Origin of the sequence: Agrobacterium sp. LY4, assembly GCF_001526585.1 — a bacterium.
Taxonomy (GTDB): Bacteria; Pseudomonadota; Alphaproteobacteria; order Rhizobiales; family Rhizobiaceae; genus Agrobacterium; species Agrobacterium leguminum.
Window position 1 is genome coordinate 845,161 of record NZ_ASYA01000001.1, and the last position, 15,766, is coordinate 860,926.

The following is a 15,766-nucleotide window of genomic DNA, read 5'->3' on the forward strand; positions in this document are numbered from 1 at the left end:
CGAAACTACTCCATAGCGGGGCGCGGCGGCTGTTCATTGAACAGGCGCCGCGCCTCTTCTATTTCGGCATGGTGCGTTTCCGCCCATATCCACACGCCGCAAAAGGCGCTGCCCAGCGTGCGGCCGAGGTTCGTCAGGCCGTAATCCACATGCGGCGGGATGACGGGATGCACGGTGCGGCGCACCAGCCCGTCGCTTTCCATCTGCCGCAGCGTTTTCGTCAGCATCTTCTGGCTTATATTGCCGACCAGCCTGCCGATCTGCGTGAAGCGCAGCGTGCCATGCTCTTCCAGCACTTCCAGAATGAGCATCGTCCATTTGTCGGCCACCTTGGCAATGATGTCCTGAACCAGCGCCTCTATTGCCGGATCGGTATCCGCGGGTGGCGGAACCTTGCGCCGGCTTTCGATGGCCGGGTCGGCGGCGTGCCGCTTCATCTTACACTCTCCTTTGGGTAAGTATAAATCTTTTGGGTGCCTACTTTCGATTGGAGAGTATCATAGCTAACTTCCTTTCAGCCAACAAGCAAAGGATGCTCCAATGAAAATCGCTGATAACACCATTCTCATCACCGGCGGCGGTTCCGGCATCGGCCGGGCGCTGGCGGAGGCGTTTCACAAGGCCGGCAACCGGGTCATCATTTCCGGCCGCCGCAAGGCCGTGCTCGACGAGGTGACGGCCGCCAATCCCGGCATGGCCTCGATGGTGATGGACGCGACGGACGCCGCAGGCATCCGCGCGTTTGCCGAAGCTCTGGTAAAGGCCCATCCGACCATCAACGCTGTCATCAACAATGCCGGCATCATGCGGCCGGAAGACATCGCCGCAGCACCGGATTATCTCGACACGGCCGAAGAAACCATCGCCACCAATCTTCTCGCACCCATTCGCCTGACGGCGGCGCTTTTGCCGCATTTCCTCAAGCAACCCGCAGCCACTGTGCTGACGGTTTCCTCCGGCCTCGCCTTCGTGCCCATGGTGCTGACCCCCACCTACAGCGCCACCAAATCGGCCATCCACGCCTATTCGGTCGCGCTGCGCGAGCAACTGAAGGAAACGCCGGTGGATGTCGTCGAAATCGTGCCGCCCTATGTGCAGACGACGTTGATGGGCGAGGGGCAGGCGAGCGACGAAAGGGCCATGCCGCTCGACGCCTTCATTTCCGAGGTGATGGATATTCTTGAAAATCGTCCGGACGAGAAGGAAGTGGTGGTGGAACGCTGCAAGCCGCTGCGTTTCGCCGCGCAGAACGGCAATTTCGATCAGGTCTTCGCCATGATCAACCATATGCATCCGTAAACGGCCGCATCTGTCGCGACTGGGCATCCTGTGATAGCGTCGCGCTCTTATCTGCGGAGCGCGCGCTTTCATGGCCCAAGGCCGGTTCCTGATGCCGAAAACCATTCTGCCCGGTGTCGTCGCCGTGGCGGCGGATAGCGACCGTTCCTTTCCGCGCCACATGCACGATCAGTTCGGCATCGGTCTCATCGAACGCGGGGCGCAGAAATCGCTCTCCGGCCGCGGCATGGTGGAAGCGGGCGCCGGCCATCTCATCACCGTCAATCCGGGCGAGGTGCATGACGGTATTCCGCTCGGGGAGGGCGGCCGCGCCTGGCGGATGCTCTATCTCGACATCGGTATCGTCCGCGACGCCATTGCCGATATCGGCGAGACGGATCGCGGCGCGTTCGAATTCGCCTATCCCGTCGACATCAGGCCGTTGGCGAAGCGGTTCAACGCTGTCTTTGCAGCCATGACGGCAAGAGAACGGCCGGGCGAAACCCTTCGTGGCGACGAGACCCTGCTGACGCTTCTGGCGGGGGCGATGGAGACGGCGGCGAAGCCGGGCGAAATCGCCGCACCCGAGAATATAAAGCGGGCGAAAAGCCGCATCGACGACGAGCCCTCCCGGCCGTTCCGCCTTGCCGATCTCGCCGCGGAAGCCGGCATGAGCCAGTTCCGCTTCCTGCGCGCTTTCGCCCGGGCCACTGGGCTTACGCCGCACAGCTATCTTCTCCAGCGGCGCGTCCATGCGGCGCGCCATGCACTGGCCAGAGGCACGCCGCCCGCCGAGGCGGCCTTCGCAGCCGGTTTTGCCGACCAGAGCCATCTGAACCGGTTCTTCGTGCGGCAATTCGGGGTTACGCCGGCGGTTTACCGGGCGGCGCTTTCGTAGATGTTTTCTCCGCCCTCATTCCTGTGCTTGTCACAGGGATCCAGCCAGCCCAAGTCCTTGGGCTGAAAGGACTCTCCCGCTGCGCAGACGCGCGTCGACTGGATTCCTGTGACAAACACAGGAATGAGGACGGAGTGTGCTGGCCGATACCCTGACCCGCCACTTCGGCGCGCGCCGACGAGCGTCTGCGCTGCAATTTCATCCAAGACACCCACTCCACGCACCCTCATGCTGCTGTCCTCCACCCCACAGGACACACCCGCACCATGACACCCGAATTCCTCATCACATCCTTCATCGTCGCAGCCTCTCCCGGAACCGGCGTGGTCTACACGCTGGCCGCCGGTCTTTCGCAGGGGGCAAGGGCGAGCGTCGTTGCGGCCTTCGGCTGCACGCTTGGCATCGTGCCGCATCTGCTCGCCGCCATCACCGGCCTTGCCGCCATCCTGCACACCAGCGCGCTCGCCTTCGGTGTCGTCAAATATCTGGGGGTCGCCTATCTTCTCTACATGGCGTGGAACACGCTGCGGGAGGACGGTGCGCTGAAGATCGACGATACCAGAGAGCCCCGCAAGGCCGCCCGTATCATCGGCGAGGCGATCCTCATCAATTTGCTGAACCCGAAACTGTCGATCTTCTTTTTCGCTTTCCTGCCGCAGTTCATCGCGCCGGATGAGGCTTTGCCGACATGGCGCATGATCGATCTCGGGCTGATCTTCATGGCCATGACGTTTCTGGTGTTTGCGCTTTATGGCTGTTTCGCCGCCTCGGTCCGGCGGCAGGTGGTGTCGCGCCCGGCGGTCCTCGCCTGGCTGCGGCGCAGCTTCGCGGCCGCTTTCGTGGCGCTGGGTGCGAAGCTGGCCCTGACCGAGCGATGAGACCAGAGCGGAGGGAAGGCCGCCTCAGTCGTCCCAGTCGGGCGCGAGGTGGCCGGGATTGACGATGCGGCCATTCGGCTTTGCAAGCGCGTGGATCGCCCGCATTTCCTCTTCGGTCAGCGCAAAATCGAAAACATCGAAATTCTCTTTCAGGCGGCTTTCCGTCGCCGTCTTGGAGAGCGCCACGATATCCGGCTGCTGCACCGCCCAGCGCAGGGCCACCTGCGCGGCGGTCTTGCCGTGTTTCGCGCCGATATCCTTCAGCACGGGGTCGTTCGGCACCTTGCCATCGGCCATCAGATAATAGGCCGTCACAGACATCCCGTGCTTGCGCGCCGCCGAAATCACCTTCGTCTGGTCGAGATAGGGGTGATATTCGATCTGGTTGGTGGCAAGCGGCGTGTCGGAAAGCTTCACCGCCTCTTCCGTCAGCGCCACATTGAAGTTGGAAATGCCGATATTGCGCGCCTTGCCGGCCTTGCGCACCGCGTTCAACGCGCCCATGCGCTCGGCAAGCGGCACATCGCTCTTCGGCCAGTGCAGCAGCAGCAGATCGACATAGTCGGTCTTCAGCTTCGCAAGGCTTTCATCGACGGAAGCGAGAAAATCGTCGTGGCGGAAGCGGTCCACCCAGACCTTGGTGGTGAGAAATATATCATGCCGGGAAATGCCCGATTGCGCGATGACCTCGCCGACGGCACCTTCGTTCTTGTAGATCTGCGCGGTATCGACATGGCGGAAGCCGAGTTTCAGCGCCTCCGGCAGAATGCGCCTGACATCGTCTTCCGGAATGCGGAAGGTGCCGAAACCGAGGGCGGGAATATTCGCGCCATTCGCGCTGACGTCATACATGGGATGTCTCTCCTGTTTGCTGAAAACATGGCCGGCGCGGGATGCCGGGCGGGGAAGCCGTCTTTCATTAACTGGTGTCCGCGCGATCGGTTTCAACCCGGCGGGACGATATCACATCAGCACGTAGTCCACCGGGCGCGGATCGGCCGGCAGATCGGTCTCGCCCATCGCCTCGCGAAGATTGATCTCGATGGTGGTGGCGAGCGAATTGATCGGCAGCGCATTGAGGCCGGTGCCGAAGGGGTCCTCCAGCTCGTCGGACAGCGCATCGAGACCGAAGAACGTATAGGCGATGAGCGTGGCGGTAAACGGCGTGGCCCAGCCGAGCAGATCGGTGAAACCGAACGGCAGCAGCAGGCAGAACAGATGCGCGGTGCGGTGAAGCAGCAGCGAATAACCGAAGGGAACCGGTGTCTGGCGGATGCGCTCGCACGAAGCCTGCGCCGCCCCCATCTGCTGCACGGTGGCATCCAGCATCTGTAGCTGGATATCGCTGATCTGCCCCTTGCCATGGGCGGAGACGATGGCGCCGGATATTTCGCGCAGCAGCATGTCCGGCCGGTTGCGGCTGCGGTCGTAAATATCCCTGAGATCATCCGGAACGAGGCTGGCCGCAGTGGCGGTCGCATCGCCGGGGCGCAGATGCGAAACCAGCGCGTGGCAGAAGGCGATGGCAAGATCGGTGATCCGCCGGCGGGTGACGGGATCGGCGACATCCTGCCGGCTATCGAGCATGAGGCTCTGGCGTGAAAGCGCGCGGGCGACGGTAATCAGCGCACCCCATTGCTTGCGGGCTTCCCACCAGCGGTCGTAACAGGCATTGGCGCGAAAACCGAGAAACACCGAAAGCGCGATGCCTAGCAGCGAAAAGGGCGCTCCGTTCAGCGCCTGCACCAGATCAGGCCTGTCCTTGTGCGCCCAGACAACCAGCGTCGACAGCAGGAAAACCGCAAGCACCTGCGGAAAGATGCGGACGATGATGGAGCCGCGCACGATGAGGAAAAGCTGCAGCAGGTTCGGTTTTGGACGAACGATCATGGCGGAAACTCGAAATGCCTGTGGCGGATGGGAGGGGCGTGAAAGAGCCTGACCCTATCTACATGCTGGCGACGCCGCCTTGTCCACCCTTTTTTGCATGGTTGCACCCGGCGGCTGGCGGCGCTACGCGTCTATCGCCGAGATCGTCAACGCCACGGTCTGGCTATGCGGTGGAAGGAAATATCGCGTGTCACGCTCACAACGGCTTCTCGATCTGTTGCAGATTCTGCGCTCCCACCGCATGCCGGTTAGCGGCGCGGCCCTTGCCGCGCAAACCGGCGTCAGCCTGCGCACGCTCTACCGCGATATAGCGACGCTTCAGGCGCAGGGCGCGGATATCGAGGGCGAAGCGGGCGTGGGTTATGTGCTTCGCCCCGGTTTCCTGTTGCCGCCGCTGATGTTTTCGCAGCAGGAAATCGAGGCGCTGGTGCTCGGCTCGCGCTGGGTGGCGGGCCGCGCCGATGCGGGGCTGGCCGAGTCTGCCCGGGCCGCTCTCGTGAAGATCGGCGCCGTGCTTCCCGATGCCCTGCGCGAGGAACTCGATCATTCCACCCTGCTTGTCGGGCCGGGGCAGGGCCTTGCCGCCATCCATGTCGATCTGGCCGCCATTCGCGATACGATCCGTAAGGAAAGCAGGGTCCTCATCACCTATCGCGATGAAAAGGGAGAGGTGACGGAACGGGTGATCTGGCCCTTCGCGCTCGCTTTTTTCGATCTGGTGCGGGTGGTGCTGGGCTGGTGCGAGACACGGCAGGACTACCGCAGTTTCCGGGCCGACCGCATCGAAGATTTCCGCCCTCTCGACAGCCGTTATCCGCGCCGACGCCAGGCGCTGCTGAAAGAATGGCGCGAAAGGGAAAAACAGCGGCGGCGGCATCATGCTGACAAAAACTGACAGCAGCAGGGTCTAGAAACCGTTCATCCGCAACACAGGAGAACAGCCATGACCCACCCCGATTTCACCATCCTTTACGTCGACAACCCGCCGGCCAGCACCGAATTTTACAAGGCCCTGCTGGGCGCGGAACCGGTCGAAGCCTCGCCGACATTCTCGCTCTTCGTGCTTCAGAACGGGATGAAGCTCGGCCTCTGGTCGCGGCATACCGTGGAGCCGAAGGCATCGGTCACGGGCGGCGGCGGCGAGCTTGCCTTCCGCGTTGAAAACGATGCGCGGGTGGACGAGATTTTTGCGGATTGGAAGGCGAAGGGTATCGACATGCTGCAGCAGCCGGCGGGCATGGAATTCGGCTACACCTTTACCGCCGCCGACCCCGACAATCACCGTCTCCGGGTCTATGCTTTCGCGGGCTGAAGCTACTTCTTCACCGCCACCACAAAAAGGCGGGGAAAGCGCAGAAGCAGGCGGCCGTCCGCCATCGGCGGATAGGCCGCCGTGATGCGCCGCGTATAGTCGGCGAGGAAGGCTTCGCGGTTTTCCTCGCCGGCGGCGGTGAGATAGGGGCGCAGCCCCGTGCCCTTGACCCATTCGACGATGCTTTCCGCATCCTTCATCGGATGATTATAAATCGTGTGCCACACATCCACCCGCGCGGATTTCGGCGTCAGCGCATCGAAATAATCCGAAGGCGCGGGCAGGGGTTTGCGGCGCAGCCTGCCATCTGCAAACGTGCCTTCCAGGAACCGTTCGCTCCGGTTTCCTCCATGGCGCGATGCGTCGGCTCCTGCAGATTGTCGGGCATCTGCACGGCCAGAACGCCGCCGCTTTCCAGCTGGTCCATCAGTTGCGAAAGAACGGTGAGATGATCCGGCACCCATTGGAACACGGCATTGGCGTAAAGCAGGTCCGCCTTCTGCGCCGGCTTCCACTGGGAAAGATCGGCCTTGCCGAAGCGCGTGGTCGGCAGCCGGTCCGCCGCCTTTTCCAGCATGTCGTCATCGCTGTCGATGCCGGTAATGACATTGACGCCGTAACGGTCGGTCAGAAGCTCGGTGGAATTGCCGGGGCCGCAGCCGAGGTCATAGCCATTCAGCACCCGCTCCAGCGGCACCTGCGCCAGAAGATCCCGTGCGGGGCGCGTCCGCTCGTCTTCGAATTTCAGATATTGGTGGGCGGACCATGCCATGATTTTCCTCCTGCAAAATGCCGTCAGATTGCCAGCATCGCATGCGGCAAATCGCGCCGCTATCGTCCGATGCATGAATTATTGTGATGAATCTATTCATCAACCTTTTGTTTCGCCTCATAAAACGTGCTTGCGGGGCCGTCGCTTTGTTATTTTCCATCAAAATCAGAAATCGCTGCAATTAAAACTTGACCTCGTCAGGGGAGAGGCATTCACTCCGGCCGATTTCCAGAACATGCCCCGTTGAGAGCGCGCAGCGCTCTTCATCCGGCAATGCATCAGAACAAAAAAGACGGAGCGTTTTTACCGAACGAAAACGCTTGAGACAGGAGACCATCATGAGCGTCGATACCGCACCCCGATCAACCACCTGGACCTATGTTGACGGTCAATGGCTGCCCGGCAATCCGCCGCTCATCGGCCCGACCTCGCATGCCATGTGGCTGGCCTCCACGGTGTTCGACGGTGCACGCTGGTTCGATGGCGTGGCGCCCGATCTCGATCTGCACTGCCAGCGCGTCAATCGCTCCGCCGTCAATATGGGCATGAAGCCGACCATGACGGCCGAGGAGATCGAGTCACTGGCGCTCGAAGGCGTCAAGAAATTCGACGGCAAGATGGCGATCTACATCAAGCCGATGTATTGGGCCGAACATGGCATGCCCGGCAGCGTCGTGGCGCCCGATGCCGGTTCCACCCGGTTTGCGCTTTGCCTGTTCGAAGCGCCGATGGATGCCGGCAAGCCGCTGACGCTAACCGTTTCGCCGCTGCGCCGCCCTTCGCCGGAAACCGCCATGACCGACGCCAAGGCCGGCAGCCTCTATCCCAATAGCGGCCACGCCATTCTGGAAGCGCGCTCGCGCGGTTTCGACAATGCCCTGATGCGCGACATGAACGGCAATGTCGCCGAATCCGCCTCCGCCAACATCTTCATGGTCAAGGACGGCGTTGTCCTTACCCCGGTTCCGAACCGCACCTTCCTTGCCGGCATCACCCGTTCGCGCGTGATCGGCCTTCTGCGCCAGGCCGGTTTCGACGTGCGGGAAGCGACGCTTTCGGTCGAGGATTTCCGCGAGGCCGATGAAATCTTCTGCTCCGGCAATTATTCCAAGGTTTCGCCCGTCGTGAAGCTTGATGATCGCGAATTGCAGGCAGGCCCCGTCGCCCGCAAGGCGCTCGATCTCTATATGGACTGGGCGCGTCTCGGCGCGGATGTTTAAGGCCGGGTAAAACCCATAGTTTCAAAAGGCCGCGGCAGGCTCATCCCTGCCGCGGCCTTTTGTTTTGAACCGCATTATTTCCCATAAAAATTCAGGGGGAATTTAATCCAATTTTAGAGGACCACAGGCTAGCTTGCGACATTACCGATCCGGGCTAGTGGGGGCCGCCAAATGTCTTTCAGCATACGCAATATACTTGTGGGATTTTTTCTGCTCGTCGGCATCGCGCTGGCAGGCTTCGTGGGCAACGGCATGTTGCAGTCCGTGCAGCGTGCCCGCAGCTTTTCGGAGGTGGCGCAGCTCGTTTCGCTGGACAGGCTGCTTTTCAACGCCTTGCTGAACTTTCGCAGTGAACGCGGCAACAGTGCCTCGGCGCTGACGGTCGACCCGGCGAAGACGGCCAACACCATCGCCAGCGTGCAGGCGTCGCGCCAGAAGGTGGACGCCGCCATGGGCGCCTTTCTCGAACAGTCCGCCGCGCTCGATCAGGCTGGCCTCAAGGCCCCGCTTGCCCGCGTGAAGGATATCTACACGCAATTCCTGGAGCTGCGCAAAAAGGTTGACGCCAACGTCACCCTGCCGCTCGACCGTCGTGAAAACGGGCTGGACAAGACCGTGCTGGCGCTCGGTCAGGATTTCCTGACGGCGCTCGAAGCGGGCTCGACGGCGGTGGAAGGCGAGGTTCGTTCGCTGGACCAGAGCCTGACCGGCCTCATCCAGTTGCGGTCCTATGGTTGGTCGGCGCGTGCGCTCGGCGGCAGCGCCACCGTTGTCATCAATGCGGTCGTGGCCCAGCAGCGGCCGCTGACCCCGCAGGAAACCCAGCAGCTCGGTAATTTCGATGCCGGCGCGGCCTTTGCCTGGAAAGCCACCGGCGACCTCGTCGCGCATGAATCGACGCCGCAGGCGCTCAAAGATATCTATGCCGTTGCCGACAGAACCTATTTCAAGGGTGATTTCGTCGCGCAGCGCGCAAAGCTGATCGACGATCTGAACAACGGCCGCACGCCTGCCTTCACCATCGATACATGGCGCAATACGGTCACCGAAAGCCTCGATACGGTCGCGAAAATCGCCTCCGAAGCGATGGATGTTCTCAACGCCAATGCCGAAAAGGCCAGACAGGACGCCTTTATCGGCGCGATGATCTATCTCGCCGCGTTCATCCTCACGCTTGGCGTCTGCATTCTCTGCCTTGCCGTCATCGTCGGTCGCGTCACCCGTCCCATCAGCCGCCTGACAAAGGCGATGATGGAATTGTCCACCGGCAACCTGACCATCGATGTGCCCGGCGCAAAACGCGGCGACGAGATCGGCGAGATGGCCCGCGCCGTGGAAATCTTCCGCGAAGCGGCCATCCGCAACCGGCAGCTTGAGGATGAAGCCGTCGGCAACCGCGAGCGGGCCGAGCGTGACCGTATCGAGCTGCAGCAGCGCGCCGAGGCCGAGGCCGAAGAGCGTCTCAATCAGGCCACGGGGTCGCTGGCTGGCGGTCTTCGCCGGCTTGCATCCGGTGATATGGTCTGCGAGATCGCCACGCCGTTTTCGCCGCAATTCGAGACGCTGCGGCACGATTTCAACAGTTCCGTGCACCAGCTGCGCGAAGCGCTCACCAGCGTCGGCCAGTCCGTGCAGACCGTGAATGGCGGCGCTCACGAGGTGTCGTCGGCATCCGACGATCTTTCCCGCCGCACCGAACAGCAGGCCGCTTCCCTGGAGGAAACCGCCGCAGCGCTGGAAGAGATCACCGCCAATGTTTCTGCCACCTCCAAACGGGCGAGCGATGCGCGCGACACGGTGCGTGAGGCAAGGACAAAGGCCGATCTTTCCGGCAAGGTGGTGCGCGATGCCGTCGCCGCCATGGAACGCATCGAACATTCCTCGCGCCAGATCGGTCAGATCATCGGCGTCATCGACGAAATCGCCTTCCAGACCAACCTTCTGGCGCTGAATGCCGGCGTCGAGGCGGCAAGAGCGGGCGATGCGGGCAAGGGCTTCGCCGTCGTCGCACAGGAAGTGCGCGAACTGGCGCAGCGCTCCGCCAACGCCGCCAAGGAAATCAAGCAGCTCATCACCGCGTCAGCCGTTGCGGTGGGTGAGGGCGTGAAGCTGGTGGCCGATACCGGCGTCGGGCTTTCCGAGATCGAGCAGCTGGTGCTTTCGGTCAACACCCATATGGACGCCATCGCCACGGCGGCGCAGGAGCAGTCGGCCGGTCTTTCCGAGGTCAATACGGCCGTCAACCACATGGATCAGGCCACGCAGCAGAATGCCGCCATGGTCGAGGAAATGAATGCGGCCGGTGCGGGTCTTGCACAGGAATGCACCAACCTCCACGCCCTGCTTGCGCAATTCCAGCTCGGCCAGCAAAGCTCCGCATTGCGGGAGACGGCACGGCATATGCAGCGCGCCGCAAGCCCGGTCCACGCGCCCGCCGCACCGGTCGCACCGGCGCCGAAGGCCCGCCCCGTCGCCGCCCGCGGCAATGCGGCGCTGGCCGTGAAGGGGGATGAGTGGACGGAGTTTTGAGGACAAATCCAGCGTTGGATGTGGCGAGGAACTAGCATCCGCACTTCGTCACCCCGGACTAGATCCGGGGTCCAGCGCGATCAAGTCCTTGATCGCGAGAGACTCTACTCACGGCGCAGACGCGCGTGGCTGGATGCCGGATCATCCTCGGGCTTGTTCCGGGGACCGGCATGACGGAGGAGAGAGTACAGTTCCTTCTCGTCAACAAGTCTAGGCCCGCCCTCGCAACCGGCGCGGGCCTCACCGTTTCCGCACATCCGGCAGCGCAGCGGCAAGCGCCCGCAGCGGCGCGGTCATATGTTTGTCGCGCCGCATAGCCAGCGCGATCCGGCGCTCCAGCGGCGGTTCGAGCGAGCGCCATTCGAGCCCGGATGCCGCGCCTTCATGCTCCATCGCCATGCGCGGCACGATGGCAAGGCCAAGGCCCGCGCCTGCGAGCTTCTTGATCGCCTCGACACTGCCCAGTTCCATGGCGGGCTGCACGGTGCGGCCGCTTGCCGAAAACCATTGATCCACCAGCCGGCGCGTATTGCCGCCCTCATAAAGCAGCAGCGGCCGCGCCGAAAGTGTCTCGGCGTTGAGCGCCGTTGCGTCAGAAACGGAGCCTTGCGGGAAAACCGCGACCAGCTCGTCGATATGGATATCGCTGATATCGAGGCTGCGGCCGCTGGCGGGCAGGGCCACCACCGCCGCATCGATGGTATTGGCCTCCAGAAGCCGGAGGATATCGTGGGTATTGCCGGTCTGCACGACGATTTCGATGCCGGGCATGGCCTGCCGGATTTTCCCCAGCACCGGCGGCAGCAGATAGATGCAGGCGGTGGCGCCGGTGCCGATGCGCAGGCGTCCCGTCACCCCGCTGCGATGAGGTGCTACGGTATCGATGGCATGCGCGACTTCTTCGGCAATCCGCCTTGCATGGATGAGAAAGTCGCGCCCCGCCGCCGTCGGCTGCGCGCGCCTGCCCACCCTTTCGATCAGCCGCACACCGAGCTGTTTTTCGAGCAGCCTTATATGCAGGCTGATGGCCGGCTGCGTCAGCCCCGCCTTGTCGGCGGCGGCGGAAAAACTGCCGAGATCGGCCACATCCATGAAGCTGCGCAGCTGCCGCAGGTCAAGGTCCATCATCAAAGAAAACCTTATCGTTTGTATAAGACAGATAATCTTTATTTTGGCTGCGCCGCAATGCACAATGACGGCGTGAATGATCCGCAGGACAAGAGAATGACCCTTTCCACCGTTTCCAGCCTTACCATCCGCCCCTGCGAAGAGGCGGATATTCCAGCCATTGCCGAAATCTACCGGGACGCCGTGCTGCACGGCCGCGCGAGCTTCGAGATCGATCCGCCAAGCGCGGAGACGATGCTCGAGCGCCGTCGCCTTCTGGTGGAGGGCAATTACCCCTATCTCGTCGCCGAATGCGATGGAAAGATAGCCGGATATGCCTATGCCGGCGCCTATCGCCCGCGCCCGGCCTATGGCGCGGCGGTGGAGAATTCCGTTTATATCGATCCGGCCATGAAGGGCATGGGCATCGGCCGCAAGCTGCTCGATGCGTTGATCGAGGCGGCGACGGCACGAGGCTTCCGGCAGATGATCGCCGTCATCGGCGATTCGGCCAATGCCGCCTCGATCGGCGTGCACCGCGCCGCCGGTTTCGAACATGTCGGCACCTTCAAATCCATCGGCTGGAAACATGGCCAATGGCTGGATACGGTGCTGATGCAGCGCGCGCTGGGCGAAGGAGACACCACGCCGCGCTTTTGAACGATCAGGGCTTGGTGGAGCCGGGTATTTCCACCTTCAGCGTATCGCCGGCAAGCTCGCTGCCCAGCTCCACGGCCTTGGTTTTCTTGTCGTAGACGCAGATATGGCTGACGGTCGCATCCGCGCCCCCACTCTTCCCGGCGAGTTTGGCCTTGCCGGTGAGAATGGCGAGGCCGTAATTCTCGCTGCCGACGGGATCGACCACCGCCTTCGCGTCCTCGACCATGTCTTTGGCGCCGGCAAGGCAGGCCGTCTGCACATCCGCCACGAACTCCTTCCAGGCGTCATCCGACGATGCGGCGGCGGGGAAGGTGAGCGACGAGAAGGCCGCAAAGAGGAGGATGGTGCGGGGGATCGGACGGGTCATGGAATTTCCTTCCTGCAATCTCGGCAAAAGCGAACCGATAGGGTGGAAAACGGTACGCCAAAGGTGTGAAACAAATGTGGTGGCGGCCGCGCGGAGAGGAATTTTCTCTTTTGTCGGAACATTTTGATATTTCGCAGGTTGCCCAAATTGAGGTTCGCTCCTATGGTCCGCTCACACGGTTTCTAGGAGCGGTAACCCGCTGCAAAAAGGAGTAAAAACCATGGCCTTCGAACTTCCCGAACTCCCCTACGACTACGACGCGCTTGCACCCTACATGTCGCGCGAGACGCTCGAGTTCCATCACGACAAGCACCACAAGGCATATGTCGACAACGGCAACAAGCTGGCGGCCGAAGCAGGTCTTTCCGACCTGTCGCTCGAAGAAGTCGTGAAGAAGTCCTTTGGCACCAATGCCGGTCTCTTCAACAATGCTGCCCAGCATTACAACCACGTCCATTTCTGGAAGTGGATGAAGAAGGGCGGCGGCGGCAACAAGCTGCCGGGCAAGCTCGAGCAGGCATTCGCCTCCGATCTCGGCGGTTACGACAAGTTCAAGGCCGATTTCATCGCTGCCGGCACCACGCAGTTCGGCTCCGGCTGGGCATGGCTCTCCGTCAAGAACGGCAAGCTTGAAATCTCCAAGACCCCGAACGGCGAAAACCCGCTGGTTCATGGCGCCGATCCCATCCTCGGCGTCGATGTCTGGGAGCATTCCTACTACATCGATTACCGCAACCTGCGTCCGAAGTACCTCGAAGCCTTCGTCGACAACCTCATCAACTGGGACTACGTCCTGGAGCGTTACGAAGCCGCCGCCAAGTAAGGCTTGGGGAACGCGTGGTTGCTGATCGAAGCAGCCTCTTCCCGCGCGACGTCATCCTCGGCCTTGTGCCGAGGATCTGCTCCGTCTCTCAAAACGCGACGTGGCAGATGCTCGGGACAGGCCCGAGCATGACGACAGAGGAAATATCCACACACTTGAGACGCCCGGCTTCAAGCCGGGTGTTTTGCATTTGTGATATGGCGATGCGGCCTGTCGGATTTTATTGTCACAAGCCTGTCATCCGCCGGGTTTATCGCGGCGCATCATGACTGAAAAAACCACGCCTCTCTTCTCCTTCGGCATCGTCGCCGATCCCCAATATGCCGATGCCGCTCCCCGTCCGGAAATGGGCCGTTATTACGCCGAGAGCCCGAAAAAGCTCGCAGACGCGGTCGATACCTTCAACCGCGAGGAGCTGGCCTTCGTCGTGACGCTCGGCGATATCATCGACCGCGGCTTCGACAATTTCGATGCGATCCTTGCCGTTTACGACGGGCTTCGCCACCGCTCGGTGCTGCTGCCGGGCAATCACGATTTCGCCGTCGCTGCCGAGCATTTGCCGGCTATCCACGCCCGCCTCGGCATGTCCGCCCCCTGGCATGATTTTTCCATCGGCGACATCCGCTTCGTCGTGCTTGACGGCAACGAGGTCAGCCTTTTCGCCCCGCCGCCCGGCGATCCGCGTCGGGCGCTTGCTGCAGAGCGGCTGAAGCGCCTGGCGGATGCGGGTGCAATCAATGCGCAGGACTGGAACGCCTCGCTCAGCGACGAGCAGTTCGAATGGCTGCGGGCCGTTCTGCAAAAGGCGGATGCGGCAGGCGAAAAAGTGATCGTTCTCTGCCACTATCCTGTTTACCCGGAAAACGCCCACAACATGTGGGACGCGCCGCGTATCCTTGAGCTTCTCGGCTCCCATCCCTCGGTCGTCGCGTGGTTCAATGGCCATAATCACGAGGGCAATTACGGCCTATCGGGCAATACCCACTTCGTGAATTTCAAGGGCATGGTCGATACGCCTGACCAGAACACCTTCGCCATCGCCGATGTCTTTTCCGACCGAATCGTCATTCGCGGTTTCGGGCGCGAGGAGGATCGCCTGCTGGAGTATTTCCTGTAGGAAATAATGCCTTGCTGCGATGCCGGACCTCTCTCGAAGCCCTCATTCCTGTGCTTGTCACAGGAATCCAGCCAGCCCAAGTCCTTGGGCTGAAAAGAGTCTCCCGCCGCGCAGACGCGCGTCGACTGGATTCCTGTGACAAGCACAGGAATGAGGGCGGAGAGGGGTGCTCCGACACATAACAAGGGCTGCGAACTGCACTAAATTCTGTTTCCCAACTGGTTGCTCTGCCAGCCGCTCATCCACAATTGCCGCAGCTTCTCGCCTTCCAGCTTGAAGAAGCTGCCGGTCGTTTCGCAGCTCAGCACCCGGTCCGAGCGGAAATTGCGAATCGCCTGCCGCAATTCGCACCAGGCGACGATATTCACCGTCTCCGAATAATAGATCACCGCAATCGGCCGAACCCGCCGCTGCGTTTGCGCGCCGGCTTCATCGCGATAGGTGATCTCCAGCTTCTCCTCGTCGCGCACCGCCCGCCGGACCGTCGCAAGATCGACGCCGGCGGGGGAGGGCGCGATGCTGCCCCAGGCATGTAGGGCATTGGCGGAGAGGGTTTTCGACAGGGGTTCGGGCAGGGAGGCGGCAATCTTGTCGCTGACCTGCCTTGCCGCCTGCCGCAACTCGCTATCGCCGGTGCGGGCCACCATGGCGAGCGCCAGCACGATCGCCTCCGTCTCTTCGATGGAAAACATCAACGGCGGCAGGTTGAAGCCGGGACGCAGGATATAACCAACGCCGCGTTCCCCTTCGATGGGCACGCGCATGGTCTGAAGCGCTGCTATGTCGCGATAGACCGAGCGCACCGTCACTTCCAGCGCCTCGGCAATCGTCTGCGCGGTGACAGGCCTGCGCGCCACCCGCAGGATCTGGATGATCTCGAACAGTCTCGACGCCTTGCGCATTGCCGTTTTCCCG

General features: G+C 62.0%; 16 protein-coding genes and 1 pseudogene. 10 read left to right on the plus strand and 7 right to left on the minus strand.

From position 1 onward, the window contains the following. Positions 1 to 5 precede the first annotated feature (5 nt). A complete protein-coding gene (locus tag L904_RS04180; protein WP_020813107.1) occupies positions 6 to 437 on the minus strand; it encodes a helix-turn-helix domain-containing protein in 432 nt (143 codons plus the stop codon). Between the two features lie 103 nt (positions 438 to 540). Here L904_RS04180 and L904_RS04185 point away from each other — a divergent pair, with 103 nt between their 5' ends. From L904_RS04185 to L904_RS04200, 3 genes are all read left to right on the plus strand, one after another. Then, positions 541 to 1,299, plus strand: coding sequence for an SDR family oxidoreductase (locus tag L904_RS04185; RefSeq protein WP_020813106.1), 759 nt, complete (start codon positions 541 to 543; stop codon positions 1,297 to 1,299). 70 nt (positions 1,300 to 1,369) lie between these two features. Next, complete coding sequence (locus L904_RS04190) at positions 1,370 to 2,176, plus strand: AraC family transcriptional regulator (protein ID WP_020813105.1); 807 nt, start codon at positions 1,370 to 1,372, stop codon at positions 2,174 to 2,176. A 266-nt stretch (positions 2,177 to 2,442) separates the two neighbouring features. Continuing rightward, on the plus strand, positions 2,443 to 3,054 hold the full coding sequence (locus tag L904_RS04200) for a LysE family translocator (RefSeq protein WP_020813103.1): 612 nt from the start codon (positions 2,443 to 2,445) through the stop codon (positions 3,052 to 3,054). Positions 3,055 to 3,078: 24 nt separating this feature from the next. Here the strand turns inward: L904_RS04200 and L904_RS04205 are convergent, their stop codons facing one another. Together L904_RS04205 and L904_RS04210 are read right to left on the minus strand one after the other, a co-directional pair. Then, the gene (locus tag L904_RS04205) at positions 3,079 to 3,906 is read right to left on the minus strand and encodes an aldo/keto reductase (RefSeq protein WP_020813102.1); all 828 of its coding nucleotides are present in this window, start codon (positions 3,904 to 3,906) and stop codon (positions 3,079 to 3,081) included. Positions 3,907 to 4,017: 111 nt separating this feature from the next. Continuing rightward, a complete protein-coding gene (locus L904_RS04210) occupies positions 4,018 to 4,944 on the minus strand; it encodes a bestrophin family protein (protein ID WP_020813101.1) in 927 nt (308 codons plus the stop codon). Positions 4,945 to 5,131: 187 nt separating this feature from the next. Here L904_RS04210 and L904_RS04215 point away from each other — a divergent pair, with 187 nt between their 5' ends. Both L904_RS04215 and L904_RS04220 read left to right on the plus strand, forming a co-directional pair. Then, entirely contained in the window at positions 5,132 to 5,839 is a 708-nt protein-coding gene (locus L904_RS04215; protein WP_031234494.1) for a YafY family protein, read from the plus strand. A 48-nt stretch (positions 5,840 to 5,887) separates the two neighbouring features. Further along, positions 5,888 to 6,256, plus strand: a complete 369-nt coding sequence (locus tag L904_RS04220) for a VOC family protein (protein WP_020813099.1) — start codon at positions 5,888 to 5,890, stop codon at positions 6,254 to 6,256. Between the two features lie 2 nt (positions 6,257 to 6,258). Here L904_RS04220 and tam read toward each other — a convergent pair. After that, positions 6,259 to 7,028 (minus strand): annotated as a pseudogene (gene tam / locus L904_RS04225) (trans-aconitate 2-methyltransferase). Between the two features lie 338 nt (positions 7,029 to 7,366). On the opposite strand from tam, the gene L904_RS04230 reads away from it, so the two are divergent. Together L904_RS04230 and L904_RS04235 are read left to right on the plus strand one after the other, a co-directional pair. Next, positions 7,367 to 8,248 (plus strand): branched-chain amino acid aminotransferase, encoded by an 882-nt coding sequence (locus L904_RS04230; RefSeq protein ID WP_020813097.1) that lies wholly within the window; start codon positions 7,367 to 7,369, stop codon positions 8,246 to 8,248. Positions 8,249 to 8,419: 171 nt separating this feature from the next. Further along, positions 8,420 to 10,777 (plus strand): HAMP domain-containing methyl-accepting chemotaxis protein, encoded by a 2,358-nt coding sequence (locus tag L904_RS04235; RefSeq protein ID WP_020813096.1) that lies wholly within the window; start codon positions 8,420 to 8,422, stop codon positions 10,775 to 10,777. A gap of 240 nt (positions 10,778 to 11,017) precedes the next feature. Here the strand turns inward: L904_RS04235 and L904_RS04240 are convergent, their stop codons facing one another. Continuing rightward, on the minus strand, positions 11,018 to 11,905 hold the full coding sequence (locus L904_RS04240) for a LysR family transcriptional regulator (protein WP_020813095.1): 888 nt from the start codon (positions 11,903 to 11,905) through the stop codon (positions 11,018 to 11,020). 96 nt (positions 11,906 to 12,001) lie between these two features. Between L904_RS04240 and L904_RS04245 the strand changes: the two genes are divergently transcribed. Next, positions 12,002 to 12,544: a GNAT family N-acetyltransferase gene (locus L904_RS04245; protein ID WP_031234493.1), complete on the plus strand. Its 543-nt coding sequence runs from the start codon at positions 12,002 to 12,004 to the stop codon at positions 12,542 to 12,544. 4 nt (positions 12,545 to 12,548) lie between these two features. Here L904_RS04245 and L904_RS04250 read toward each other — a convergent pair whose 3' ends face one another. Continuing rightward, positions 12,549 to 12,911, minus strand: a complete 363-nt coding sequence (locus L904_RS04250; RefSeq protein WP_020813093.1) for a hypothetical protein — start codon at positions 12,909 to 12,911, stop codon at positions 12,549 to 12,551. Between the two features lie 220 nt (positions 12,912 to 13,131). Here L904_RS04250 and L904_RS04255 point away from each other — a divergent pair, with 220 nt between their 5' ends. Beyond that, positions 13,132 to 13,734, plus strand: coding sequence for a superoxide dismutase (locus L904_RS04255; protein WP_003522258.1), 603 nt, complete (start codon positions 13,132 to 13,134; stop codon positions 13,732 to 13,734). A gap of 265 nt (positions 13,735 to 13,999) precedes the next feature. Further along, on the plus strand, positions 14,000 to 14,851 hold the full coding sequence (locus tag L904_RS04260; protein ID WP_031233993.1) for a metallophosphoesterase: 852 nt from the start codon (positions 14,000 to 14,002) through the stop codon (positions 14,849 to 14,851). Between the two features lie 200 nt (positions 14,852 to 15,051). Here the strand turns inward: L904_RS04260 and L904_RS04265 are convergent, their stop codons facing one another. Beyond that, positions 15,052 to 15,753 carry a YafY family protein gene (locus L904_RS04265; RefSeq protein ID WP_020810772.1) on the minus strand — a complete coding sequence of 234 codons (702 nt, stop codon included), beginning with the start codon at positions 15,751 to 15,753 and terminating at the stop codon, positions 15,052 to 15,054. Between the last annotated feature and the right edge of the window lie 13 nt (positions 15,754 to 15,766).